The following is a 22,813-nucleotide window of genomic DNA, read 5'->3' on the forward strand; positions in this document are numbered from 1 at the left end:
CACCGCGGCAGCGGTGCGCATGTGGCGTGGGGCAACAAGTCTTGCTGAAGGGACGACGAACCTCTGAGGCGATATCCGGCCAGAGACCGGACGGCAACTGCCCGGGGAACACGCCTGGTTCTTCCTCCCCTCCACATTCAAGACAACCGCCGAAGGCCCACTGTCGCCGGAATACGAGCGCCTCTACGCTGATGCACGCAGTCGGTTCGCGCCTCCCGCCCACCCGGGCGCCCGGTGGCGCGACGCAAGAGGGAACCCGGTGCGAATCCGGGGCTGTCCCGCAGCGGTGAGTGGGAACGGAAGCCGTCGATGTCACTGGGTCCGCGTCAGGGCCGGGGAAGAGACGGCCGGTAGGTGTCCGCCCTTTCGGCGGACGTGCCCGCGAGTCCGAAGACCTGCCACTGCGCCCGCGGCCCGCGCGGGCTGTGCACGTGACCTCGTGGACTGGGTCGGCGGTATGAGCGGTCGTACGTCGTGCGTGTGGCCGCGTCTCCTTCCCTGTCGGTGTTCAAGGCCCGGTACGAAGGAGGATGGTGTGCGGTACACAGCCGCTTCGGATCGGCCCTTCCGCCCCCGGGCCGACGTCTCGTCCGACGGACCGGGACAGACGGCCCCCGGACCCGTCGCGGACGTCCCGCAGGGGCGGAACGTGTCCCGCGGCACCGTGTCCGGTGTCTGCCATGGCACTCTGGGCGAGCTGTACCAGGGCCCGTTGCGGGCGGGCACCGATCCTGAGATCGCGGTGGTGTCCTTTCCCGTGGACCGTCACTCCTGGGTGTACTTCACTCCGAAGGCGGCGGCCGATCCTGCGCCGCACACGCCGCCGCTCGGGGAGAAGTCGGTGGAAGCGGCCCGGCTCTTCCTGGACCATTACGGCCTCGCCATGCCCCCGGGCGAGTGGCGCACCCACTCCGAACTGCCGGTGGGCGTGGGGATGGCCAGTTCGACGGCGGACATCGTGGCGACGCTGCGCTGTCTGTTCCGCGTTTTCTCGCTGCCGTACGACGTGGACGTGGTCCTCGGTGTCCTGGCGGACATCGAGCGCGCCGACAGTGTCTTCCTCGACGAGTTCGCCCTGTATCTCAGCGGCATGCACCGGGTGGTGCGGCGGCTGGGCCCGGACATCGGCTTCCACACCGCCTACGTCACGGAACCCGGCACGGTGGACACCGCCGCTGTCACTCCCCTGCTGCTGGACCACTACCGGCGCCGCGGCGAGGAGTACCAGCGGTGTCTGACCGACCTGGTGAAGGGCTTCGACTCGGGCGACCCGGCCGCCGTCGCCCGTGCCGCGACGGTCAGTGCCGCCCTGTCCCAGGAGGTGCTGCCCAAGACGACCTTCGGCAGCCTGCAAGCCCATCGTGAGCGGTTCGGCGCCGACGGCGTCTTCGTCGCCCACACCGGCTGCCTGGCCGGCTACCTCTTCGCCTCGCGCCCACGGGCCGAGGTCAAGTCCGAACTCTCCACGTTCTTCCACTCGCTCGGCCACCAGTGCACCTTCGCCCAAGGAGGCTACGGGTGATCCACCCCCACATCGCCGATGCCCTGAAAGTCCCGGACCTCGTCCGGCTCACTGACGGCCTGGTCCTGCTGAGGTTCGAGTCGATGAAGATCTACTCGGCCCTGGCCGCCGTCCGTCACCTGATGGAGCGGGGCACGGTCCGCCCGGGACAGACCCTGATCGACAGCTCCAGCGGCATCTACGCCTACGCCCTCGCCCTGGCCTGCCACCGGTACGGCATGCGGTGCCACATCGTCGCGTCCACCACCGTCGACGCCACCACACTCGCCCAGCTGGAGATCCTCGGCACCACGGTGGAACAGGTCAGACCGTCGCGGAACCTCAAACTCGACCAGGAACTGAGGGTGCGACGGGTGCGCGAGATCCTCGCCGAGCGTCCCGGCCACCACTGGATGCGCCAGTACCACGACGACGTCCACTACCTCGGCTACCAGGAGGTGGCCGACCGGATCGCGGCGGAGTTCCCGGACGCACCGCTGACCGTCGTCGGCGGGGTGGGATCCGGGGCCTCGACCGGCGGCATCGTGGAACGCCTGCGCATGACGGACCCCTCGGTGCGTCTGATCGGCGTCCAGCCCTTCGGCAGCGTCACCTTCGGCAGCCAGGACCATCACGATCCCGAGGCGATCATCGCCGGCATCGGCTCGTCGATCGTCTTCGACAACGTCCGCCACCATCTCTACGACACCGTGCACTGGCTGGACTTCACCCACGCCATGTCCGGCGCCGTCGCCCTGCTGCGCGAGCACGCGGTCTTCGCCGGACTGTCCACCGGTGCCGGCTACCTGACGGCGACGTACGAGGCCCGCCGCCACCCCGACCGACTGCACCTGGTGATGGGGGCCGACACCGGACACCGCTACGTGGAGCGCGTGTTCGCCCGGCACGCCGAGGCCCTGGATCCGGCCGCGCTCAAGCCCCACGAGGTACGCAGTCCGGAGGAGATGACCATGCCCTGGTCGAGGATGACGTGGCAGCGCACGCCCTGCCCGGCAGGCCGGAAGGAGAGTGCCGCATGACCGTGGCCTGCCTGGAGTCACTGACCTTCGGCCTCGGCCATCTGGTCCGCGCCGCCGACCGGCTCGGTGAGCGCCTGCTTCTCCTCACCCGGGACCCCGCCTACTACGCCCACGAACTGGACCGGCTGCCCAGCGACGCCCTCGACGTCGTCGTGACCGACACCTTCGACGTGGAGCGGGTCGCCGCTCTGCTCCGGCGCACTCCGGGGCTGCGTGGCCTGATCAGTTCCACCGACACCTGGACCCTGACCGGCGCCGCCCTCGCCGAACGCCTCGGCCTGCCGGGGCTCGATCCAGCCGCCCTGCGGCTGACCCGGGACAAGGCCGCCGTACGCAACAGGCTGCACGACGCGGGTCTCACCCGCGCACGGGCCGTCGAAAGCGCCGACCCGGACCACGAGGCACGCGGGCTCCTGCTCAAGGAGACGGGGCTGCCGCTCGTACTCAAGGACACCGCGGGCACCGGGAGCCAGAACGTGTGGCTGGTCCGTGACGAGGCCGAACTCGACGCGGCGCTGGCGGAGGCTTCCGATCGGGACCTGAAAGGGCGGCTGTTCGCCGAGCCCTATTTCAGCGGCCCGGTGTACAGCGCCGAGACGCTCACCTGGGACGGCCGCACCCGGCTGCTGGGCGTCTCCAGTCGGCTCATGTCACCGGAGCCGCACTTCCGGGAGGAGATCACCGCCTTCCCCGTCGCCTTCCCGGGCCCGCAGCGGACATCGCTGGAGAGCTGGCTCGATCGGGTGCTCGCCGCCATCGACTACACCGACCGGTTCGCTCACGTGGAGTTCGTGCTGACCGCCGACGGCCCGGAAGTGGTGGAGGTCAATCCCCGCATCGGGGGCGCGCTGGTCGGGGAGGGTTTGTGCCGGGCGCTCGGCGTCAACGTGTACGAGGCGATGATCGAGGCCGCGCTCGGTCACCGCCCCGGTCTCATGGACGCGGACTGTCCCGGCGGTCCGGCCGTCGCCTTTGTTCTCGGCTACCCGGCCTCCCCCGGCGTGTTCACCGGCGTCGCCGGGCTCGACAGGCTCACCGACATGCCGGGAAGCTGCGTCTGGTACCCGATCAAGCAGGCCGGCGAACGCATCGAGCACCTGGGCGACAGCCGTGGATACGCGGGCATCGTGTACGCGGAGGCGGAGACCGCCGAACTCGCCACCCACCGCGCGGTGACCGCCGCAAACGCCTTGCGTGTGCTCACCGCCCCGTTCCCCGACCCGGCCGGCCGGGAGGCGCCCGGTGGGTGAGCGCACCGCCCGGGGGCCGGGCCTGCGGGCCTCGCTGTTCCCACTCACCGGCCCACTGCGGTTCCTGCTGCTCAGCTCGTTCCTCATTCCGCTCGGCAGCTTCATGGTCCTGCCGTTCATGTCGGTCTTCCTGCACGAACGGCTCGGCATGGGACTCGGTACGGTCGGCGTCGTCCTGGCCGTGGCATCGCTCGTGCAGTTCTCCGGCGGCGTCGTCGGTGGAGCCCTCGCGGACCGGATCGGACTGCGCCGCACGATGCTGTGGGCGCTCGTCGTACGCACCGCCGGTTTCGCCGGGCTCCTGCTGGCCCTGCGCTGGCCGCCCCTCGCGATCTGGGCGCTGGTCCTGACCTGCTGCGGTGCCGCGCTCTACCTGCCCGCCAACAAGGCGTACCTGGTGCGCGGCGTCGACGACGAGCGCCGTCCGGCGTTCCTGTCGGCGGGCAACGCGGCACTCAACGCCGGCATGGCCGTCGGCCCGCTCATCGCCGGGCCCTTCGTCCTGTCGTCGCCCGGCTGGCTGTTCGCGGCCGTCACGGCGCTGTTCCTCGCGGTCACGGCGGGACACGCGCGGCTCCCCAAAACCCACGGGGAACACCTCACCGGATCGACGGGAACGGCTCCCTCCGGTCTCCTGGCCGGCGTGGCGCTCCTGCCGTTCGCCGCCAACGCGCTGGCCTTCTACCTGTACTTCCACTTCCAGCACTTCCTGGCGGTGTACGCCGTCGAGCGTGCCTCCAGCGCGTTCTACAGCGTGGTACTGCTGCTCTGCTTCACGCTGGTCATCGTCGTACAGCCGCTCGCGTCCGGCCTGATCCGGCGCATGCCGTACGCCCTCGCCCTCGCGGTCGGCTTCACGGGCCTGGCGGCGGGACTGGCCGTTCTGGCGGCCGGCACCCGGACGGCACTACTGGCGGGCGGCGCGCTGATCACCCTCGGCGACATCGTGCTGTTCCTCAAGAACGATCTGGAGGCACTGCGCCGCAGCCCCCGCTCAGACGCCGTGGTCTTCGGCCAGCAGCGGCTGGCCGCGGGCCTGGGCGCCTGCGCGAGCGGCTTGCTGGGCGGGCAGGTGTACGGCCTCGGCGAACGGGCCGGACACGCCGGCTGGTTCTGGTTGCTGGCAGCCGCCCAGTGTCTCCTGCTTCCCCCTCTGCTGCTCACGCTGCGCCGTCGCACGGCGCGGCGCCCTGTCCCCGACGGCGACCATGAAGGAGCACTGACGCGCGATGACACGGACGGGCGGATTCCAGGACGATGACTTCTGGACCGAGTTCCACGACTTCCTCTTCTCCGAGCAGCGCTACGAGCAGGCCGAGGAACTGCTCGACGCCTCCCCCCTGCTCGCCCTCCCCGACGGATCACGGGTGCTGGACCTGTGCTGCGGGCCAGGGGTGTTCACCGTGCCGCTCGCCCGTCGCGGTCACCGCGTGACCGGAGTGGATCTGAGCCCGGCCATGCTGAACCGGGCACGCAAGCGGTCGGCCGACGCCGGTGCCGACGTGACGTACGTACGGGCCGACGCCCGCGAGTACGAGGCGCCGGGCGGCTTCGACGTCGTCCTCAACATGTTCACCTCCTTCGGGTACTTCGAGAACCCCGCCGACAACGCGCGCGTACTGCGCACCATGCACACCTGCCTGGCGCCCGGCGGCACGCTCGTCCTGGACCTCGCCGGGAAAGAACTCCTGGCCCGCAGGGTCACCCCGCCCAAGGTGGTGCGGCGGGGCGACGACCTGATGGTGCAGACCGACACCGTGCTGGACGAGTGGGCGCGGCTACGCAGCGAGTGGGTGCTGGTCCGGGATGATCGGGTGACGCGGGCCACCTTGACGTGGTTCGTGTACAGCGCGGTGGAGCTTCGCCGGATGGCCGAGGATGCGGGTTTCGGCCGCGTGGAGGTCTTCGGCGGGTTCGACGGACGCCCCTACGACGAGAACGCCGAGCGGCTCGTGCTGCGAGCGGTACGCGAAGCGTGACGAAGGCGCGGGGCGTGCGGCCGGGTCGCGGGAAGCCGGTGCGAATCCGGCACGTTCCCGCCACCGTGACCGGGGATCACCCCTCCGAGAGGCCACTGCGCACGGCGCGGGCAGGTGGAGGGAACGTCGATCCGGGAGTCAGGACACTGGTCCGTCGCGGGCCCGTCCCAGGGACAGCAGTTCTTCGAGAAGCCGTACCCGGCGCCGCGGGACGGGCCGGAGCGTCTCCTCCACCCGTGCTCGCGGGGTGGCGGGTGTGGTGCGGATGCCGCCGACGTCCATCGGAGGGTCTGGCGGGTGTGACCGAGCAGCCCGTGCAGGTCGGGGCGTCCGGTGGTCCGCCCGGCTCTGTGTCCACTGCTCCGCCTTCCCCGTACGGGTGCCGGTCACAGGAACCGGCGGATGGGCCGGACAGCGGCCTCACGGGCCCGCTGGACGGCGGATCGCATCTTCCACCTGCCCGCCCGGATCAGTGTGCTGGCCGCGATGTCGGCCTCGAAGTGCTCGTCCAGCGTCGCGGTGAACTCCGGATCCAGCACAGCCAGCATGACCTCCTCGTCGTGGTCGAGCGAGCGGCGGTTGAAGTTGGTCGACCCGATCAGGGCGGCGACTCGGTCGACGGTGACGACCTTCGCGTGCATCATCGTCGGCTGGTACTGGTAGATCCTCACCCCGCATGCGGTGAGGTACTCGTAGTAATGCTGTCCGGCCAGCTGGCAGACCCGCTTGTCGGTGTGCGGCCCGGGCAGCACGATCTCCACCTCGACCCCGCGCCGCGCGGTGGCGCACAGCAGCTCGACGAAGTACGCGTCCGGTGAGAAGTACGCGGTGGCCAGACGGACGCGCTCCTCGGCCGACTCCAGCATCACGCGGATCAGGGTCTGCATGTCCTGCCAGCCGAAGCTCGCCGAACCGCGCACCACCTGGACGATCGCGTCGCCCTGGTGCGGGTGCGTGACGAACCGGTCCCGGTCGTCGAAGAGTTCGTCGTGGCACTCCGCCCAGTTCTGCGCGAAGGCCGCGGCGACGCCGTCCACCGCGGGACCACGGACCTCGACGTGGGTGTCACGCCACTCGTGCGGATTGCGCGCGTCGCCGCACCATTCCTCGGCGATCCCCACCCCTCCGGTGAAGGCGGTCTCCTCGTCGACGACCAGAACCTTGCGGTGGCACCGGTGATTCTGCTTGAGCGGCGAAAGGTACAGCGGCTTGCGGAACCACGCCACCTGCACCCCGGCCCGCTCCATCGTCCCCAGTTGCTCGGTCTCGATCAACCGGCTGCCGAAGCCGTCCAGCAGCAGCCGCACCCGCACGCCGGCACGGGCACGCTCCGCGAGGGCCTCGGCGAACCGGCGGGCGATGTCGCCCTTCCAGTACACGAACGTCATCATGTCCACCGTGTGCTCGGCACGGCGGATCCGGGCCAGCATCGCGGCGAAGATCTCGTCCCCGTTGCGCAGGACGGTCAACGCGTTACCCTCGGTCGCCGCGATCCCGATCAGCCGCTCCAGACGTCGCCGTATCCGCGCGACGCGCTCCTCCACGGGCTGGGTGCCCGGTGTTTGTGGGGCCGACGGGCTCAGTTCGGGCTGTTCCTGCGTACTGGTCATGGCATCCCTGGCCGGAACACGACGAGGAAACACCGGGCCGCGATGCCCGGTCCGGCGCGGGCTGAGCGGCGAGCCGACTGTACCCCCGACCTCCGGAGGACCGGCCCGGACGCGTGTGCCCACGTCGGCGGGGCAGGCGGCCCCGGGCTCGGCGCGACCGGCTCCATCACAAGGGCGCCGGCCCACGTCGTACCGCCCGTGCGCCCGCGTTCGGCAGCGCCCGAGCTCGGCTCCAGGCCGTTGCGTTTCTGACTGGCACGCCAGTCAGGGTCTCAATCAGGCGTTCCAGCTGGGCTTACTGTGGGTTCCTTGGGCTTCTTTCGCGTGAGATGTTGAGTTTTTCGCAACACGCTTCTAAGGTCGTGCCCGTGGAAACCGACGATGCCCTCGACGGCGCACCGACCGCCGACGCCGCCGCCCGTGTCCGCGAGGTCATCTCGGCAGCGGGCGTGAGCCAGCGCGAGTTCGCGCGCCGTGTCGTCATGGATCCGTCCAAGCTCTCGCGTTCGCTGAGCGGCACCCGCCGCTTCACGGCCGCGGAGCTGGCTCGGATCGCCGACGAGGGGCGGGTCGACGCGGGCTGGCTGCTCGGTACCCGGCCCCGCGAGGAGGCCACGACGCCGGCCGCCGGTGTCGAGGGCGGGCGACCGCTGCAGATCGTCCGCGAGACGGTCCGGCTGATCGCGGAGCACGGTTTCCACGCGGTGCGGGTCGCCGACATCGCCCGCGCCTGCGCCACCAGCAGCGCCGCGATCCACTACCACTTCCCGGGTCGCGCCGAACTGCTGGAGGCGGCCGTGCGCTGGTGCATGGACGAGGACACCTCGCGCCGTGCCGCCCGTCTCGCCGAGGCGGACGACGCGGCGGCGGAGCTGCGCCAGCTCATCGAGCTTCAGACACCGCGCACCGCGCAGCAGCGCCGCCAGTGGGCGGTGTGGCTCGACCTCTGGGCCGAGGCCGCGCGGTCCACGGCGGTGGGCCGACTGCACTCCGAGTACTACCGGCAGTGGCGGGAGACCGTCGCCGACGTCGTACGCCGAGGTGTCGGACAGGGCGTGTTCCGCGCCGGGGTGGATCCGCGGGCGGCGGCGCTGACGCTGACCGCGCTGATCGACGGCCTGGCGACACACGTCCTGTCGGTGAGCGAGCCGTCGTCCGCCACGGCCGCGGACGCGATGCACGCGGCACTGACCGCCCACGTCACCCACACGATCCTGGCTCCGTAGCCCAGAAGCCGGCCAAGCCCCGCCACCGCCCCGTCGCCCCCTGCCCTGCACTTCCCCCCACCCCACCCCGCTCCGCCAGCGCCGGAGCGGCAAGATCCCGGGAGGCCCCCGCATGCCCATGACCGAGAACGTCATCATCACCTGCGCGCTCACCGGCGCCGGCGACACCGTCCGCAAGAGCCCCCACGTCCCCGTCACCCCGGAACAGATAGCCAGGAACGCCGTGGAGGCGGCCGACGCCGGAGCGGCCGTCGTCCACATCCACGTACGCGATCCGGAGACCGGTGACCCGTCCCGCGACCCGAAGCTCTACCGCGAGGTCGTCGAGCGCATCAAGGAGACCGGCACCGACGTCGTCATCAACCTCACCGCCGGCATGGGCGGCGACCTGGTCATCGACCCGGAGGACCCGCTCACCCACCTCCCCGGCACCGATCTCGTCAGCGGTCTGGAGCGCCTTCCGCACGTCGAGGACCTGCTTCCCGACATCTGCACGCTGGACTGCGGCTCCCTCAACTTCGGCGACGGCTCGAACCTCTACGTCTCGACGCCCGACATGCTGCGCGCGGGCGCGCGGCGCATCCAGGAGCTGGGCGTGCGGCCCGAGCTGGAGATCTTCGACACGGGTCAGCTCTGGTTCGCCAAGCAACTGCTCGCGGAGGGCCTGCTCGACGACCCGACCGTGTTCCAGCTGTGCATGGGCATCCCGTGGGGTGCGCCCGCTGACCCCGGAGTACTCCAGTCGATGGTCAACATGCTTCCGGACGGAGCACGTTGGGCGAGCTTCGCGCTCGGCCGGATGCAGATGCCGTGGGTCGCGCAGTCGATCCTGCTCGGCGGTCACGTCCGCGTGGGCCTGGAGGACAACCTGTACCTCGGCAAGGGCGACAAGGCGACCAACGCCCGGCTCGTCGAGCGGGCCGTCACCCTCACCGAGTCCATCGGCGCACGCGTCGCGACACCGGACGAGGCCCGCGCCACTCTCGGTCTCAAGCCCCGCAAGTAGCCCGCCGCGACGACGAAGGATCCCTCTCATGACCTCACCGGAGAACGTCCGCCGCGTCGCCTGTGTCGGTGCCGGAGTCATCGGCGGCGGCTGGGTCGCCCACTTCCTGGCGCGCGGCTACGACGTGACCGCCTGGGACCCGGCGCCCGACGCCGGACAGAAGCTGCGCCGCCTGGTAGACGCCGCATGGCCGGCGCTCACCCTGCTCGGCCTCGCCGAGGGCGCGTCGACCGACCGGCTCACCGTGAGCGACACACTCGAACAGGCTGTGGCCGAAGCCGAGTTCGTCCAGGAGAGCGCGCCCGAGAAGCTCGACCTCAAACGCGACCTGCTGGCCCGCCTGGACGCGGCGACACCGCCCGGCGTCGTCATCGCCTCCTCCACCTCCGGCTATCCGATGACCGACATGCAGACGACGGCCGCGGACCCGTCGCGACTGGTCGTCGGCCACCCGTTCAACCCGCCGTATCTCATTCCGCTCGTCGAGGTCGTCGGCGGTGAGCGCACCGACGCGACGGCGGTCGCCTGGGCGTCCCGCTTCTACGAGATCGCGGGCAAGTCCGTCATCACGATGGACAACGAGGTACCGGGCTTCATCGCCAACCGCCTCCAGGAGGCTCTGTGGCGCGAGGCCCTGCACATGGTCGCGAGCGGCGAGGCGACCGTCCGGGACATCGACCTGTCGATCACCGAGGGTCCCGGGCTGCGCTGGGCGGTGATGGGACCGATGCTGACGTTCGCGCTCGCGGGCGGCGAGGGCGGCATGGCGCACATGCTGGACCACTTCGGCCCGTCCCTGAAGTCCCCGTGGACGCGCCTCGAGGCGCCGGAGCTGGACAAGGAGTTGTACGACGCCGTGGTGGCGGGCTGCGACGAGGCGGCGGACGGCCGCTCCATCGCGGACCTGGTGGCCGAACGCGACCGGGGCGTCATCGAAGTGCTGCGCGCCACCGGCCGCCTGGACCGCGAGGAGGGCTCCCGATGACGAGGCTCCCTCTGCTCCACAGCACGGTCCGTCCGGAGTGGATCGACTACAACGGCCATATGAGCGAGGCCTTCTACGTCCTCGTCTTCGGTCACGCCACGGACGCGCTGATGATCGAGACGGGCCTGGGCTCCAGTTACCGCGAGTCCACGGGCTGCTCCCTCTACACGGTCGAGTCGCACATCCGCTTCCTCCAGGACGTGCCCGAGGCCGCCCATCTGGCCATCCGTACGCGGGTGCTGGGAGCGGCGGCGCGCAAGTCGCGCTTCGCGCACGAGATGTACGTGGTGTCCGACCCGGAGTCGGAGCCGACACCCGGCGCGGCCCCGGTGGCGACGACCGAGCTGCTCGCGGTCCACGTCGACCAGCGGGCGGGCCGGGCCACCGAGTTCCCGCCCGCGGTCCGGCACCGCTTCACGGAGCTGACCGAACCGGCTCCTGACTGGGCGGGCCGCTCGATCCCCGCCGTGGCCTGACGCGCACGGGGGCCCGACCACGTGCCGGGCCCCCGTGGTCTCCTCACCCGGCGGACGTGCGCCAGATCCGCACGAGAAAGTACTGGTCCCTGCCGCTCAGCCTCTCGTCCCGCACCGGCGGAACCTTCAGGGTGCGCCACGTAAGCGGTGAGGTGAAGGGGCCGTTGCTGGTCCTGTCGGCGTCGGCCACGCGGCACGCGTCGCACCACCCGGCCGGCCCGGCCACGTCAGAGGTCGCCGGACGCGCCCAGGCCGGTCAGCGCGCCGACCGGGTCGAGGTCGGGGGTGCCGCGCGGCCACCAGTCGTCGTGGCCGGGCTCCGACTCGTACGCGTACCAGAGCCCGGCCCGGCCGAGGCGGAGCTGGACGTGGCCCTGGGGGTGGGTGAGGCGGTTGCGCCAGGGGCGGAAGGCGGGGAGGTCGGCGGCGAGCAGCAGGGGGCGGGCCCTGTCGAAGCGGCCGGCCGGCGGGTCCCAGGCCTCCTCCAGGACGTCCAGGCCGTCGGGTCCGCCCTGGCGCCAGGCGGCCACGGCACGCGCCAGTTCCGCCGTACCGCGGCCGGCGGCCTTGGCGAGGGACGCGTAGAGCGCCCGTGTGCCGGCGGTGAGGCCGGAGCCGGGGCGGGCCGCGGCGAGGCGGACGGCGTCCTGCCACAGCGTCAGCCCGCCCACCGGGTCGCGGCCCGTGGTGAGCAGGGCGTGGGCGCGGGCGGCGGCGTCGGTGGCCAGTTGGTCCAGCGCGAAGGGGTCGGGGCCGCCCGGTGCCGCCGGGTAGGCCGGGGGCTGCTCGGGATGCGGAGGTGCGGGCAGCGGCGTCGGGAGGGGCGGCAGGGCGCGCGCGGTCATGGCCTCACCCGCCCGGACGCCGGGCAGGGAGGCCGGCCCGCGCTCCTGGGCGGCGCGGGCCGCCCGGGCGGCGTTCAGCCGGGACAGGGCGTCGAGCAGCTCGCGTTCGCCCCGGCCTCGGAGCAGGAGCAGGACGAAGGGGTCGGCGTCGAGCAGCCGTGCCGTCTGGTAGCAGAGGGCGGCGGCATGCTTGCAGGGGTGTCCGGAGTCGGGGCAGCTGCACTGCGGGGCGAGGTCGCCGGGGCCTGGGAGCAGGGGGACACCGCAGTCGGCCAGGGAGTGGGGCAGCTCCTTGTCGAGGAGGGCGGCGATGTGCCCGGGCCTTGCCACCGCGGTGTCCAGGAACCGCTCCCAGTCGGCGTCGTCCAGCGTGCGCAGCCGCACCTGCACGCGGTACGGCCGGGGCCTGCTGCCCTGTACGTAGGCGAGGACCAGGCCGGGCGTCACGGTGATGGCGTCGACGTGTCCCCGTTCGGCATATCCGCGTCCTCGCGCGAGTCTCGCGGCGTCCAGGGCGCCCTCCTCCAACGCGGTCACCCACGCGTTCCCCCACCACGTCCCGGCGAAGCCCTCGTCCGCCGCCGCCCGGGGCGGGAGGGCGGGGAAGGTACGGCGGAGTTCGCCGTCGCGGCCCGGGGCCGCCATCGAGCGGGGGGTGCGGGGCTTGGCGGGCGGTGCGGAGAAGGCCTGGCCGTGCGCCGTCGGCTGCGACGCCTGCGGCCGTGGTGGCTGTGGAGGCGGTGGTGGCGGTGACTCGTGTGACGACGCGGGTGAGGGCCACGGCTCGTCGGCGGTTGCCGTGGGAGATCCGGGGGTGGCGTACGAGGCGTGCGACAGGGCCGGGTGCGGAAGCGGAGCCGCCGGGCTCTTGGCGGAGCCGCCACCCGCCGGCTCTCCGGCGGGATCTCCGTGAAGGGCTCCGTGTGGGTCTCCGTGGGGCAGCGGGTCGCCGGCCGGGTCCGCCTCCGGAGGCAGCCGGAACGCACCCGCGACGAAGTCCCGCACGGCACGGGCGCGGGCGTCGGCGGTGCGCGGACCGCCGACGGCCCCCTGCGGACGACCGGCCGAACGTGACAGTCGCCGTGTGCTCGCCGCGCCGTTGACCGCGGTGTCCGACTTCGCCTGCCGACGAGCCGCCCGCAAAGCCTCACGCGCCACGTCCGCCGGTCGTCCGTCGCTCCCGTCCACGGAGTCGGGGCGGGCCGCGGGCGTCGCCTCGGCAGGAGGGTGGGCCGGGCCGGGGGCGGTCGGCCCAGCAGGCCGAGTCCCGGCTGCGGGCGGGTCCGCCTCCTCTCGCGGAGTGCCGGGTGTGCCTGGAGGGACGTACCCGGTCGTGTCCGCGACCGAGCCCGAGCCCGCGCCCGTGGTCGCGTCCGTGGTCGCGTCCGGTTTCGCCTCTTTCGCGTCTCGAGGGTTCTCACTCTTCCCCGCCGTGCTGCCGACGTCTGCGTCCGCGCCCACATACCGTGCGGTCCGCGCGCTGCGCAGCGCCGCGCGTGCGACGTCCCCGGGGCGCGGCCCAGTGCGCTCCTCCGGGTTCTTCCGGCCCCGATCCGGGCCCCGGCCTTGGTCCTCGGTCCGGTCGTCGTGGTCCTCGGTCCGGTCGTGGACCTCGGTCCGGTCCTGGTCCTGGCTCAGGTCGCGTCCGTGTTCCCGCGCCGGCTCGCGGTCCGTGACACCCGCGTGGACGTCGGTATCGGCGCAGTGGCCCGGCGCCCCCTCGCCGCGTTCGCGAGCCTCGCGCAGGGCGCGGCGGGCCTCGTCGGCGGGCCGGGGGGTCATGACGGCCTCCGCAGGGACACCAGGTCGGACAGTTCACGGGCGGTCAGTTCGGTGAGGGCCGCCTCGCCGGAGCCGAGGACCGCGTCGGCCAGGGCACGCTTGGACTGGAGCATCTCGGCGATGCGGTCCTCGACCGTGCCCTCGGTGATGAGGCGGTGGACCTGGACCGGCTGGGTCTGGCCGATGCGGTAGGCGCGGTCGGTGGCCTGTTCCTCGACGGCCGGGTTCCACCAGCGGTCGAAGTGCACGACGTGGCCCGCGCGGGTGAGGTTCAGACCGGTGCCGGCGGCCTTCAGGGACAGGACGAGGACGGGCGTGGCCCCGCTCTGGAATCGGTCCACCATGTTCTCGCGTTCCGGCACCGGCGTACCGCCGTGCAGCAGGTCGACCGGGACCGCGCGAGCCGTCAGGTGGGCGGTGATGAGGCGGGCCATGCCGACGTACTGCGTGAAGACGAGGGCCGAACCGTCCTCCGCGAGCAGCGTGTCCAACAGCTCGTCCAGCAGGGCGAGCTTGCCGGAGCGCGCGGTCAGCCGGTCGGCGCCGCCCGGCGGGTGTTCCTCCTTCAGGAACAGCGCGGGGTGGTCGCAGATCTGCTTCAGCGAGGTCAGGAGCTTGAGCACCAGCCCTCGGCGGCCCATGCCCTCGGCCGACTCGATGGCGAGCATCGACTCGCGCACCACCGCCTCGTACAGCGCGGCCTGTTCGCGGGTGAGCGGGACGGGGTGGTCCGTCTCGGTCTTCGGCGGCAGTTCCGGGACGATGCCCGGGTCGGACTTCTTGCGGCGCAGCAGGAAGGGGCGGATCAGACTGGCGAGGCGCTCCACCGCCTCCTCGTCCTCGCCGTTCTCCACCGCGCGCGCGTGCCGGGCGCGGAAGGACTTGAGGGGGCCGAGGAGCCCTGGGGTGGTCCAGTCGAGCAGTGCCCACAGCTCGGAGAGGTTGTTCTCCACGGGTGTGCCGGTCAGTGCGACGCGTGCGGGGGACGGGATCGTGCGCAGGGCCTTCGCCGTCGCCGAGTACGGGTTCTTGACGTGCTGGGCCTCGTCCGCGACGACCATGCCCCAGTGCTGCTCGGCCAGTGTCGCCGCGGCGGAGCGCATCGTGCCGTACGTGGTGAGGACGAAGCCGCCGGTCAGGCCGTCCAGGGTGCGCTCGGGGCCGTGGAAGCGGCGGACGGGGACGCCGGGCGCGAACCGGGTGATCTCCCGCTGCCAGTTGCCCAGCAGGGAGGCGGGGCAGACCACCAGGGTCGGTTCGGTGCGGCCCCGTTCGAGGTGCAGGGCGATGACGGTGACCGTCTTGCCGAGGCCCATGTCGTCGGCGAGGCAGCCGCCGAGACCGAGGGAGGTCATGAGGTCGAGCCAGGCCAGGCCCCGCAGCTGGTAGTCGCGGAGGGTGGCGTGCAGGCCGGGTGGCGGTTCGGCGGGGCGGACGCCCGCCGTGAGGCGGTCGCGCAGGGCGGCCAGCGCGCCGACCGGCACCACGTCGACCGTCTCGCCGTCGGCCTCCGCGCTGCCGGTGAGGGCGACGGACAGGGCGTCGACCGGGTCGAGCAGGCCGAGGTCGCGCTTGCGGGCGCGGCGGACGAGGGCAGGGTCGACCAGCACCCACCGGTCGCGGAGCCGGACGACCGGGCGGTGGGCCTCCGCCAGGGTGTCCATCTCGGCCTCGGTGAGCGGGTCGCCGCCGATCGCCAGCTGCCAGCGGAACTGGAGGAGGTCCTCGCTCTCGAAGAAGCCCGTACCGTCGGTCGCCGAGCCGGGCGCGGGCCGGACCACCGCGGTCGCGGTGAGGTCCTGGGCCAGGTCGCGGGGCCAGTGCACGGCGACCCCGGCGGCGGAGAGCCGGCCGGCCGCCACGCCCAGCAGGTCGACGACCTCCTCCTCGGACAGGCTGAGGACGTCCGGCACGTCCTGCTCGGTGAGCCGGTCGAGCGGCGGCCAGACCCGCGCCGCGCGCCGCACCGCGAGGGCGGCGTCCACGCGCGTGCGGGGACCGAACGCGGCGTCGGCCGTCCCCGACCACAGGTCCGCCGCGTCGGCCACGAGGGTGGGGTCGGCGAGGCTGTGCACCTGGACGACCGCCGCCCCCGCCCTGCGCACACCGCCGCCGCCTTCCCCGGTCTCGGCGTCGTCCCCGTCGAACAGGTCGTACGCCGACAGGTCCAGGCGGAGCGAGATCCGCACGCCCGCGTCCATGCCGGCGGCGACCTCCGCCGCCCAGTCGTGTGCGTCGGGCAGGCGCTGGGCGGGGCGTGCGGCGAAGGGCCGGCCCGAGGCGTGGGGCGCGGCCGGGGTGCGCGGCAGGGTGTCGGCGACCGCGTCCAGGAAGGCGCGGACGAGTGCCTCCGGCTCCGGCAGCCGGATCGGGCCCGGGCCGTCCAGGGGGACCGCGTGGCCCTCCGGCGGCAGTGCGGCGGCCACCGCCCGCAGGTGCGCGATGTCGTCGGGGTCCAGGGGACCGGCCCGCCAGGCGTCGTCACCGGTCGCCGTCAGGCCGGGCAGCAGCCGGCCGCGTGCGGTGAGCCGCAGGGCGTGCAGGGCCGCGGCGCCCCAGCAGGCGGTGGCCGGATGGGCGGCCGGGTCGTGCCGGGCGCTCACCAGGAGGGGCAGTGCCTCGGCGAGCGGCAGCGACACCGCGGGGGCCGTCCTGCGCCGCACACCGGCGCCGTGCCGCCGGACGACGGTGAGCTCGGTGATCCCGGCGGTCCGGGCGCCGTCTCCGAGGGCCTCGGCGACGGCGGACGCGCTCCCCGACGACGCGGCAGCGGTCCCGCGACCGGACGACGCGACAAGAGTGGTCCCGCCACCGGGCGGCCCGACGACAGCGGCCCCGTCTTCGGAAGGCGCGGCGGCAGGCCCGTCTCCGGCGGGGGCGGTGCCGCCCCCGGACCCGGCGGCGGCCCCCTCTTCGGAGAAGACGGTGGTGACGGGCCCGTCGCCGGGGTCCCAGAAGGCGATCCGCCCGTCACGCGGCAGAGGAGCGGGCAGGAAGACCGCCGCGAGCCGGACGGGGACGGACGGGACGAGCCCCTCCGACCGCCTCGTCCCTCCCCGCTCCCCCGCTCGTCCGGCGGCCGGCGTGCCCGCCACGATCGTGTCGTTCATACGTCCTGTCACCCCCTCGCCCGCGTTCCGCATCAGATGTCTTCGACTCTACGGGCGGGGTCTGACAATCGGCCCCGGCGGCCTGCCGGGCCACGGCCGCCGTACGCAGCGGTCGCCGTCGCACGTACGCGGTCGCCGTCGCACGTACGCGGTCGCCGTCGTACGTACGCGGTCAGGGAACCGTGCGGGAGACGACGTACACCATCGGGTAGTCCGGATTGCGCATGTTCACGACGACGTCGTGGGTGGGCGCCGGGTTCGGCTGCTCGTTGACGAGGCCCCACCAGGAGCCGGACCCGCCGAACTCCCATCCGGTGACCTGCTGGGCACGGTCACTGATGGCGATCTTGTCCTTCTCCAGCGCGTCCCGGTCGACGCCCAGTCCCGCCAGGAAGGCGTCCAGACCGGCGCCGGTGGTCTCGAACTGGACGTAGAGACGGCTGGTCTTCCAGTTGTTCGTCTCGTAGTAGGCGACCTCGTCGGACGGGACCGGGACGGGCAGCTCGTAGATGCGGCGCTGCAGCTTGGACGGCCAGCCCTCGGTCATGCCGGTCGCCGCGTACTTCGCCTCCTTCTCCCTGCCGCTGTCGCGGCTCTGGTTGGCGGAGATCACGAGGTAGCCGGCCGGGATGCCGATGAGCAGCACGATGGTGAGCAGGGTGAGCGACCGGCGGCGGATCATGCGCCGACGGCCCTCCGCCGGAGGGCCGGGGTCCTGCGGGGGCCCGGCCTGGTGCGGCAGGGAATCCGTCACAGCGACTCCCCGGGCGTGCGGCGGGCCTCCGCGTACCGCTCGTAGCGCTCGTAGCGCTCCACCCGGCGCCGCTTGGCGCGGCGGAACCGGCGGGCGACCAGCCGGGACAGGTCGGCGGCGCCCACCATGCCGGCCTCGGGGCCGAGCTGGGCGCGGACGATGCGCGCCTCGGGGCGGTAGCCGCGGCCGGTGAGCTGGCGTTTGAAGGCGTCGCGCGCGGGGCCGATCAGCAGGTCGTCGGCGGCGCTGACCCCGCCGCCGATCACGAAGCAGGACGGGTCGAGGGCCGCGGCGAGGTTCGCGATGCCGACGCCGAGCCACTGTCCGATGTCCTGGAGCAGTTCGACGCACATGGCGTCGCCGTCGCGGGCCAGCTCGGTGATCATCGGGCCGGTGATGTCGCCGATGCTGCCCTTGACGTGCTCGATGATCCCGTACGCCACCGGCGAGTCGGCGGCGGCCAGCTCGCGGGCCTCTCTGACCAGGGCGTTCCCGGAGCTGTACTGCTCCCAGCAGCCGCGGTTGCCGCACGGGCAGCGGTGGCCGCCGGGGACGACCTGCATGTGGCCGAACTCGCCGGCGACGCCGTACTTGCCGCGTTTGACCTGGCCGTCCTCCAGGATCGCGCCGCCGATGCCGGTACCGAGCGTGATCATGACGAGGTGGTCCTCGCCGCGGCCGGCGCCGAAGCGCCACTCGGCCCAGGCGGCGGTGTTCGCGTCGTTGTCCACCAGGACGGGGACCGCGAGGCGGCCGGCGATGCGGTCGCGCAGCGGTTCGTTGCGCCAGGACAGGTGGGGGGCGAACAGCACCCGGTTGCGGTCGGCGTCGACCCAGCCGGCCGCGCCGATGCCGACGGCGTGCACGTCGTGCCGGTCGGAGAGGTCCAGGACCAGTTCGACGATGGTGTCCTCGACGACCTTGGGACTCTTGGACTTGTCGGGGGTCTCCGTGCGGAGCTTCTCCAGGATGTTGCCGTCGGCGTCCACGACGCCCGCCATGACTTTCGTACCGCCGATGTCGATGCCGACCGTCGGCACGCGGGGTGCCGTGAGGTGCGAGCGGCGTTCCCTCGTACCCACGGTGCGCAGGACCGGGGCGCGGCGGGAGCCGATGGGGGCGGTGAGGTCGCGGTAGGTGCTCATCGGGTGCGATTGTGCCGCACGCTCACGCTGGGTGCCGAATGGACAGGGGGCGAGGGGAGCGGTCCGTCGCCGGGCGCGGGTGCGTCGTGGCTGGTCACGCGCACGGCATGGCTGGTCGCGCGCACGGCGGAGCCGCTCATCGATACGGCCCCGCGCCCGTCATCGGCGTTCCAGTTCATGACGTAGGTCGTCCAGCTCCGTCCCACCGGCCATCTGCTGGGTCAGCTCGTCCAGCGTGACCTCGTCACGCGGCTGATTGGCCACCATCGTGCCGCGCTTCAGCAGGACGAACCTGTCTCCCACCAGGTACGCGTGGTGCGGGTTGTGGGTGATCAACACAACACCCAGGCCCTGGTCCCGTGCCGCCGCCACATACTTCAGGACCACGCCGGACTGCTTCACGCCCAGCGCCGCCGTCGGCTCGTCCAGCACCAGTACCTTCGCGCCGAAGTACACCGCGCGGGCGATCGCCACGCACTGGCGCTCGCCGCCGGAGAGGGTGCCGATGGGCTGGTCGACGTCGCGCAGGTCGATGCCCATGCGGAGGAGTTCCGCGCGGGTGGTGCGGCGCATGTGGTCGACGTCCATGCGCTTGAACGGGGCGACGCCCTTGCGCGGCTCGGAGCCGAGGAAGAAGTTGCGCCAGACCGGCATGAGGGGGACCACGGCCAGGTCCTGGTAGACGGTGGCGATGCCGCGGTCCAGTGCCTCGCGCGGGGAGGAGAGGCGGGTCTCCTCGCCGTCGAGGCTCAGTGTGCCGCCGTCGTGCTGGTGCAGGCCGGAGATGATCTTGATGAGCGTCGACTTGCCGGCGCCGTTGTCGCCGAGCACGCAGGTGATGTCACCCGCGTGCACCTCCAGCGACACCCCCTCCAGGGCGCGGACGTTCCCGTAGTTCTTGCTGACGCCGGACAGCTCGACGAGTGCCGTGCGGCTGCGCGGCGTACCGCTTTCGGTCTGCGTCACTTGGTGGCCTCCGCGCGCTTGCGGACCCAGGCGTTGAGCAGGGTCGCGAGGAGCAGCATCGCTCCGAGGAAGAACTTGAACCAGTCGGGGTTCCACTCGGCGAAGACGATGCCCTTGCTGGTCATGCCGAAGATGAGGGCGCCGACCGCCGAGCCGACGGCGCTGCCGTAACCGCCGGTGATCAGACAGCCGCCGATGACGGCCGCGATGATGTAGATCAGCTCGTTGCCGACGCCCTCGCCGGACTGGACGACGTCGTAGGAGAAGAGCAGGTGCTGGCCCGAGATCCAGGCGCCGAGGGCCACTCCCATGTACAGGCCGATCTTCGTCCTGTTGACCGGCACGCCGACCGCGCGGGCGGCGTCCCTGTTGCCGCCGACGGCGAAGATCCAGTTGCCGGCGCGGGTGCGCAGCAGGATCCAGCTGGCGACGGCGACCAGGGCGAGCCACCACAGGATGGTGACCTTGAAGCCGACACCGCCGATGGTGAGGGTGGAGGCGAAGATCTCACGGGCGGAGTCGAAGCCCTCCATGTCGGCGATCGTCTTGGTGGAGACGGTGCCGCCGATCAGCTTGGTGAAGCCGAGGTTCAGGCCGGTCAGCATCAGGAAGGTGCCGAGCGTGATGATGAAGCTGGGCAGCCTGGTGCGGGTGAGCATGAAGCCGTTGAAGACGCCCAGTGCCAGGGTGACCAGCAGGGAGACGCCGACACCGACCCAGACGTTGGCGGTCATCTGGTAGCTGAACATCGACGACACCAGGGCCGACGAGGTGACCATGACGCCCGCGGACAGGTCGAACTCGCCGCCGATCATCAGCAGCGCCACCGGGACGGCCATGATGCCGATCGTCGAGGCGGCGTAGAGCACCGTACTGAGGCTCGTGGCACGCAGGAAGCTGTCGGCGAAGAACGCGAAGAAGACGAAGACCGCGATCGCGCCGACCACGGAGCCCAGCTCCGGGCGGCCCAGCAGTTTCCGCAGCGGAGAGGCGTGCAGAATCCTTTCGTCAGCGCTTTGGCCGGCGGCCGCCGCGTCCGTGCCGGCGCTCATCGGGTGCCCCGCCTCGTGTAGTCGGCCAGCGCGGCGGCGTCGTCCTTGGTGATGACCTGCGGCCCGGTGAGCACCGGCCGGCCGCCGCCGAGGACGTCGGCGTTGTACTTGTACAGCCACAGCAGGTCGACCGCCTCGTAGCCCTGGAGGTAGGGCTGCTGGTCGACGGCGAACCCGAGGGTGCCGTCCTCCAGCCCGGCGGCCACCTTGGCGTTGAGGTCGAAGGTGTCGATCTCGGCCTTGCTGCCCGCGCCCTGCTTGGCCTTCACGGCGGTGGCGGCGTAGGGGGCGCCGAGGGTGACCACGGCGTCGACGGCCTTGTCGGTCTGGAGCTTGGCCTCGATGGCGGACTGCACGTCCGGCATGCTGGTGCCGTTGACGTAGAGCCGCTCGACCTTGCCCTCGAAGCTCTTCTCCACGCCGTCGCAGCGCTGCTCGTGACCGACGTTGCCCTGCTCGTGCAGCACGCAGACCGCCTGCTCGCGCCCGCGCTCGTTCAGCTCCTCGCCGACCGCCTCACCGGCGATCGTCTCGTCCTGGCCGATGTGGGTGAGGGCGCCGAACTCCTTGGACTCCTCGGAGCCGGAGTTCACGGTGATCACGGGGATGCCCGCCTTCTGCGCACGGGCCAGGGCCGACTTCATCGCGGCGGGCTTGGCGAGGGTGACGATGATCCCGTCGACCTTCTTGTCGATGGCCGCGTTCACGAGCTGCGCCTGCTGCTGGCCCTCGTCGTCCTGGGAGTACAGGAAGTTGATGTTGTCCTTCAACGCGGCCTGCTCGGCGCCGCTCTGGACGATGTCCCAGAACGAGTCGCCATCACCCGAGTGAGTGATCATCGCGAAGGTCCAGCGGGGCGTGTCCACCGCCGCCTTCCCCTGGGCCGACGCGGCCTTGCGGGCGTCCTCGGCGCGCTTGCCGCCCGTACTGCTGCAGCCGGCCAGGGACACCGACAGTGCCCCTGCCAGCGCTATGCCTACCCAGGTCCGAAACCGTGCCACGAGGCCGTGCCCTTCTTGCTGTGCCGTGCTGTGCGTGCCGGGGTTCCGCGGGAACCCGGCCGGGTTCTCGAAACCCCAAACGCCCCATTGTCCGACATGGAGAACGATCACTCGGCGCCGGGGAGCAGGCGTCGGACACATTGTCCGGACAATGCGACGAACTCGCACGGCGAATCACGCCGCGTACCGGGCGGCGCACCGGGCGGCGGCACGGGGGGAGGCGCACCGGGCAGCGGCCGACGCGGCGCACCGGGCGGCGGACTCGGGGCCGCTCCGTGCCGTCGGCGGCCGGTCAGGACCGTACGAGGAGCTGGAACTCGAAGGAGTAGCGGGACGGCCGGTAGGTGTGCGCGCCGAACTCGACCGCGCGTCCCGTATCGTCGAACGTCGTGCGCTCCATGGTGAGCAGGGGGGCACCCTCGTCCTCACCGAGCCGCTCGGCCTCGCCGGCGGTGGCGGCGCGGGCGCCGATGGACTGGCGGGCACTGTGCAGGGTGATCCCGGCGGCCCGCATCAGCCGGTACAGACCCGTGGCCTCCAGCTGCTCGGTGTCCAGGTCGAAGAGACCCGGCGGCAGGTAGTTGCACAGATGCGCCATCGGCTCCCCGTGCGTCAGCCGCAGCCGCTCCACCCGGTGCACGTCGCTCTCCTCGGCGACACCGAGCGCGGCGGCGACCTCGGCGGTCGCGGGGACGACGGTGTTGACCAGCACTTTCGTGGCCGGACGTTGCCCCGCCGCCTCCAGGTCGTCGTAGAGACTGCTGAGCTCGAGCGGGCGCTTGACCTTGCTGTGCACCACCTGGGTGCCGACACCCCTGCGGCGCACCAGCAGGCCCTTGTCGACGAGCGACTGGATGGCCTGGCGGACCGTGGGACGGGACAGACCGAGCCGCGCGGCCAGCTCGATCTCGTTGCCCAGCAGGCTGCCGGGGGTCAGCGCGCCGTGCTCGATCGCCGCCTCCAGTTGCTGCGACAGCTGGAAGTACAGCGGCACGGGGCTGCTGCGATCCACGCTGAGCTCCAGCGACACGGTGGGGTCCACTTCTGGTTTCGGCACGGGCCGAGCGTAGCTCCGTGCGCTGTTG

18 protein-coding genes and 2 riboswitches are annotated in these 22,813 nt (G+C 72.2%); of the genes, 9 read left to right on the forward strand and 9 right to left on the reverse strand.

Annotated elements, in window-relative coordinates:
* Window positions 1–233 precede the first annotated feature (233 nt).
* Window positions 234–400: riboswitch (cobalamin riboswitch) on the forward strand.
* A 249-nt stretch (window positions 401–649) separates the two neighbouring features.
* The 5 genes from ACH4NX_RS34550 to ACH4NX_RS34570 are packed head-to-tail and all read left to right on the forward strand — an operon-like array spanning window position 650 to window position 5,770.
* A complete protein-coding gene (locus ACH4NX_RS34550; RefSeq protein WP_398130004.1) occupies window positions 650–1,522 on the forward strand; it encodes a hypothetical protein in 873 nt (290 codons plus the stop codon).
* A complete protein-coding gene (locus ACH4NX_RS34555) occupies window positions 1,519–2,541 on the forward strand; it encodes a cysteine synthase family protein (protein ID WP_398130005.1) in 1,023 nt (340 codons plus the stop codon). Before ACH4NX_RS34550 ends, ACH4NX_RS34555 begins: the two co-directional genes overlap by 4 nt.
* Window positions 2,538–3,791, forward strand: coding sequence for an ATP-grasp domain-containing protein (locus ACH4NX_RS34560; protein ID WP_351399605.1), 1,254 nt, complete (start codon window positions 2,538–2,540; stop codon window positions 3,789–3,791). The genes ACH4NX_RS34555 and ACH4NX_RS34560 overlap by 4 nt, the downstream gene beginning before the upstream one ends.
* Window positions 3,784–5,052 carry an MFS transporter gene (locus ACH4NX_RS34565; protein ID WP_398130006.1) on the forward strand — a complete coding sequence of 423 codons (1,269 nt, stop codon included), beginning with the start codon at window positions 3,784–3,786 and terminating at the stop codon, window positions 5,050–5,052. The genes ACH4NX_RS34560 and ACH4NX_RS34565 overlap by 8 nt, the downstream gene beginning before the upstream one ends.
* Entirely contained in the window at window positions 5,021–5,770 is a 750-nt protein-coding gene (locus ACH4NX_RS34570) for a class I SAM-dependent methyltransferase (RefSeq protein WP_351399601.1), read from the forward strand. The genes ACH4NX_RS34565 and ACH4NX_RS34570 overlap by 32 nt, the downstream gene beginning before the upstream one ends.
* Window positions 5,771–5,800: 30 nt before the next feature.
* A riboswitch (cobalamin riboswitch) is annotated at window positions 5,801–5,917 on the forward strand.
* Window positions 5,918–6,156: 239 nt separating this feature from the next.
* Here the strand turns inward: ACH4NX_RS34570 and ACH4NX_RS34575 are convergent.
* Window positions 6,157–7,380 (reverse strand): phospholipase D-like domain-containing protein, encoded by a 1,224-nt coding sequence (locus ACH4NX_RS34575; RefSeq protein ID WP_351399599.1) that lies wholly within the window; start codon window positions 7,378–7,380, stop codon window positions 6,157–6,159.
* 368 nt (window positions 7,381–7,748) lie between these two features.
* On the opposite strand from ACH4NX_RS34575, the gene ACH4NX_RS34580 reads away from it, so the two are divergent.
* The 4 genes from ACH4NX_RS34580 (at window position 7,749) to ACH4NX_RS34595 (ending at window position 11,073) form a co-directional block, all read left to right on the forward strand.
* On the forward strand, window positions 7,749–8,606 hold the full coding sequence (locus tag ACH4NX_RS34580; protein ID WP_351399597.1) for a TetR/AcrR family transcriptional regulator: 858 nt from the start codon (window positions 7,749–7,751) through the stop codon (window positions 8,604–8,606).
* A 112-nt stretch (window positions 8,607–8,718) separates the two neighbouring features.
* The gene (locus tag ACH4NX_RS34585) at window positions 8,719–9,612 is read left to right on the forward strand and encodes a 3-keto-5-aminohexanoate cleavage protein (RefSeq protein WP_398130007.1); all 894 of its coding nucleotides are present in this window, start codon (window positions 8,719–8,721) and stop codon (window positions 9,610–9,612) included.
* A gap of 28 nt (window positions 9,613–9,640) precedes the next feature.
* Window positions 9,641–10,597, forward strand: a complete 957-nt coding sequence (locus ACH4NX_RS34590) for a 3-hydroxyacyl-CoA dehydrogenase NAD-binding domain-containing protein (protein ID WP_351399593.1) — start codon at window positions 9,641–9,643, stop codon at window positions 10,595–10,597.
* Window positions 10,594–11,073 (forward strand): thioesterase family protein, encoded by a 480-nt coding sequence (locus tag ACH4NX_RS34595; protein ID WP_351399591.1) that lies wholly within the window; start codon window positions 10,594–10,596, stop codon window positions 11,071–11,073. The genes ACH4NX_RS34590 and ACH4NX_RS34595 overlap by 4 nt, the downstream gene beginning before the upstream one ends.
* Window positions 11,074–11,300: 227 nt before the next feature.
* On the opposite strand, the gene ACH4NX_RS34600 is transcribed toward ACH4NX_RS34595, so the two are convergent.
* The 8 genes from ACH4NX_RS34600 to ACH4NX_RS34635 all read right to left on the reverse strand — a co-directional run bounded on the left by ACH4NX_RS34600 (window position 11,301) and on the right by ACH4NX_RS34635 (window position 22,758).
* Window positions 11,301–13,700: an SWIM zinc finger family protein gene (locus tag ACH4NX_RS34600; RefSeq protein ID WP_398130008.1), complete on the reverse strand. Its 2,400-nt coding sequence runs from the start codon at window positions 13,698–13,700 to the stop codon at window positions 11,301–11,303.
* Window positions 13,697–16,810, reverse strand: a complete 3,114-nt coding sequence (locus ACH4NX_RS34605; RefSeq protein WP_351399587.1) for a DEAD/DEAH box helicase — start codon at window positions 16,808–16,810, stop codon at window positions 13,697–13,699. The genes ACH4NX_RS34600 and ACH4NX_RS34605 overlap by 4 nt, the downstream gene beginning before the upstream one ends.
* A 172-nt stretch (window positions 16,811–16,982) precedes the next feature.
* Window positions 16,983–17,564, reverse strand: a complete 582-nt coding sequence (locus ACH4NX_RS34610; protein WP_398130009.1) for a sugar kinase — start codon at window positions 17,562–17,564, stop codon at window positions 16,983–16,985.
* Entirely contained in the window at window positions 17,561–18,709 is a 1,149-nt protein-coding gene (locus tag ACH4NX_RS34615) for an ROK family glucokinase (RefSeq protein WP_351399583.1), read from the reverse strand. The genes ACH4NX_RS34610 and ACH4NX_RS34615 overlap by 4 nt, the downstream gene beginning before the upstream one ends.
* Window positions 18,710–18,868: 159 nt before the next feature.
* On the reverse strand, window positions 18,869–19,675 hold the full coding sequence (locus ACH4NX_RS34620) for an ATP-binding cassette domain-containing protein (RefSeq protein ID WP_351399581.1): 807 nt from the start codon (window positions 19,673–19,675) through the stop codon (window positions 18,869–18,871).
* Entirely contained in the window at window positions 19,672–20,727 is a 1,056-nt protein-coding gene (locus tag ACH4NX_RS34625) for an ABC transporter permease (RefSeq protein WP_398130010.1), read from the reverse strand. Before ACH4NX_RS34625 ends, ACH4NX_RS34620 begins: the two co-directional genes overlap by 4 nt.
* Entirely contained in the window at window positions 20,724–21,728 is a 1,005-nt protein-coding gene (locus tag ACH4NX_RS34630; protein WP_351399577.1) for a sugar ABC transporter substrate-binding protein, read from the reverse strand. Before ACH4NX_RS34630 ends, ACH4NX_RS34625 begins: the two co-directional genes overlap by 4 nt.
* A 292-nt stretch (window positions 21,729–22,020) precedes the next feature.
* A complete protein-coding gene (locus tag ACH4NX_RS34635) occupies window positions 22,021–22,758 on the reverse strand; it encodes a myo-inositol degradation transcriptional regulator (RefSeq protein WP_351399612.1) in 738 nt (245 codons plus the stop codon).
* Window positions 22,759–22,813 lie beyond the last annotated feature (55 nt).

The sequence above is a fragment of the Streptomyces sp. NPDC017225 genome (assembly GCF_044331465.1).
Taxonomy (GTDB): Bacteria; Actinomycetota; Actinomycetes; order Streptomycetales; family Streptomycetaceae; genus Streptomyces.

Bases quoted from the DNA above. Each gene is read 5' to 3' on its own strand.
- ACH4NX_RS34560 (WP_351399605.1), top strand. From the start codon at position 2,538: ATGACCGTGGCCTGCCTGGAGTCACTGACCTTCGGCCTCGGCCATCTG.
- ACH4NX_RS34570 (WP_351399601.1), top strand. From the start codon at position 5,021: ATGACACGGACGGGCGGATTCCAGGACGATGACTTCTGGACCGAGTTC.
- ACH4NX_RS34575 (WP_351399599.1), bottom strand. From the start codon at position 7,380: ATGACCAGTACGCAGGAACAGCCCGAACTGAGCCCGTCGGCCCCACAA.
- ACH4NX_RS34585 (WP_398130007.1), top strand. From the start codon at position 8,719: ATGCCCATGACCGAGAACGTCATCATCACCTGCGCGCTCACCGGCGCC.
- ACH4NX_RS34590 (WP_351399593.1), top strand. From the start codon at position 9,641: ATGACCTCACCGGAGAACGTCCGCCGCGTCGCCTGTGTCGGTGCCGGA.
- ACH4NX_RS34595 (WP_351399591.1), top strand. From the start codon at position 10,594: ATGACGAGGCTCCCTCTGCTCCACAGCACGGTCCGTCCGGAGTGGATC.
- ACH4NX_RS34600 (WP_398130008.1), bottom strand. From the start codon at position 13,700: ATGACCCCCCGGCCCGCCGACGAGGCCCGCCGCGCCCTGCGCGAGGCT.
- ACH4NX_RS34605 (WP_351399587.1), bottom strand. From the start codon at position 16,810: ATGAACGACACGATCGTGGCGGGCACGCCGGCCGCCGGACGAGCGGGG.
- ACH4NX_RS34615 (WP_351399583.1), bottom strand. From the start codon at position 18,709: ATGAGCACCTACCGCGACCTCACCGCCCCCATCGGCTCCCGCCGCGCC.
- ACH4NX_RS34625 (WP_398130010.1), bottom strand. From the start codon at position 20,727: ATGAGCGCCGGCACGGACGCGGCGGCCGCCGGCCAAAGCGCTGACGAA.